This is a genomic window from Nostocoides japonicum T1-X7 (genome assembly GCF_001046855.1).
Taxonomy (GTDB): Bacteria; Actinomycetota; Actinomycetes; order Actinomycetales; family Dermatophilaceae; genus Nostocoides; species Nostocoides japonicum.
This window is the reverse complement of record NZ_HF570958.1, coordinates 4,748,887-4,750,605: the sequence shown is the minus strand read 5'-3', so window position 1 is coordinate 4,750,605 and position 1,719 is coordinate 4,748,887. Positions and strand designations below refer to the sequence as shown.

Below are 1,719 nucleotides of genomic sequence, written 5' to 3'. Positions count from 1 at the left end.
GTCGATGCGGCGGCTCGCTCGGCGGCGATCGCGGCGGTGATCCGCTCCACGAGGTCCGGCGGCATCGGGCCCGGGTCGGGCAGTGACGACAGCAGCTCGCGCATCCCCGTCGGATCGTCATCGGCCGGCATGGGGTCGCCGGTGTCATGGCGCGGGCTCACGGTGGGCCTCCCCGTTGTCGGGAACGTGCTGGTCGGAACGTCTTCGTCGGACGTGCCCGCCGAATGTCGGTGTCGGACGTGTGGCGGTCGGACGTCGATGGGGCGCGGTGTGCCGCCCTCCACGGCTAGGACGAGTCGGGAGCGGCCGGGGTTCCCGTGGCATCCGCGTCGTTTCGGGGGCGGAGGATGGCCGCGAGGGCTGCACGACCGCGAGAGCACCGGGACTTCACGGTTCCCTCGGCGACCTCGAGGATGGCGGCCGCCTCGCGGACCGGCAGGCCCTCGAGGTCGACGAGGACGAGCGCGAGACGCTGCTCCTCGGGAAGCCGCGCGAGGGCGGCATGCACGTCGAGGGCGGTGAGCGCGACGTCATGCGCGTCGTGGGGATCGGCGAGATCCTGCGGCGGCAGCTCGGTCGTCGGCCGCTGGCGTCGGAGCCGGTCGAGGCAGGCGTTGACGACGACCCGGTGCATCCACGTCGTGAAGGCGGCGTCGCCGCGGTAGGACCCGATGCGCCGGTAGGCCGCGATGAAGGCATCCTGGACGCAGTCGGCGGCCAGCTCGCGGTCGCCGGTCGTCCGCAGGGCGAGGGCCCACATCCGGTCGCGATGGCGTCGGAAGAGCTCGCCGAACGCCTCGGCGTCACCCTCGAGGTGACGGCGGACGAGCTCGGCGTCGGAATCGTCTCTCGTCGTCACGCTCGCGCTTCCCGGGATACCTGCGCCACGCCGGCGGCCGGCGGTCAGCCTTCACCCTGGACGGCGACCTCGGCCAGCGCCGCGCGGTAGCGTCCGTCGTCGGCCTGGGCGACCTTCGTGAACCACACGATGAGGTACTGCCCCGAGACCCCGGCGGGGACGGCCAACGTCGTCGTGCCGCTCTTGGAGGAGGTGCCGACCTTCTTCGCGCCGTCGCGGGAGCGCTCGTCGGACAGGTAGACGGTGTAGTGCGACGCGGTGGGCTGGGTGACCTCGATCTGCCGCGGCTTCGCATTGGACCCGAGGTCGAGGATGACCCCCACCCCGTCCTTGATGCCCCCGAGGTTCGGCGACTCGTAGCCCTCCGAGGTCCAGACGGTGCTCGTGTCGCCGTCGTAGACCCGGCCCACCGCGGCGTCGTTCTCCTTGTCGTCGCCCTCGGGGTCGAAGGCGCGGGCGCTGAGGATGCCGAGGTCCTCCAGCGCGGCGCTCGGGGACGTCGTCGTCGCGCTCGTCGCCGACGGCGTCGTGCTCGGCGAGGCGTGCGGGTCGGTCGTGACGAGCGTCGTCGGCGCGGAGTCGGACCCCAGTCCGAGGTCGACGCCCGAGCCGATCTTCGTCAGGCCCCAGATGCCGATGATGAGGGCGACGACGAGCAGGCCGGCCACGATGGCGAGGGCGAGGCGCGACTCGTCCCTGTCGAGGGGTCCCACCGACTCCGGGTCGAGGAGGGGGACGGGCGGCTCAAGTCCGGGGTCGTCCGAGGGCGTCTCGGTGAGGGTGTCGCTCAGGGGGACGAGGTGGTCCTCGGTCCACTCGGCCGCGGCGGCGCGCGCGGCCCGGCGGCCGGCGGCCCGGTG

2 protein-coding genes are annotated in these 1,719 nt (G+C 73.2%); both read right to left on the bottom strand.

Annotated elements, in window-relative coordinates; all coding sequences use genetic code 11:
- Positions 1-286 precede the first annotated feature (286 nt).
- Positions 287-859 carry an RNA polymerase sigma factor SigM gene (gene sigM / locus BN12_RS21565; RefSeq protein WP_200901273.1) on the bottom strand — a complete coding sequence of 191 codons (573 nt, stop codon included), beginning with the start codon at positions 857-859 and terminating at the stop codon, positions 287-289.
- A 44-nt stretch (positions 860-903) separates the two neighbouring features.
- The coding region (locus BN12_RS21560; protein WP_048555611.1) for a hypothetical protein at positions 904-1,719 on the bottom strand (816 nt) is incomplete at its 5' end.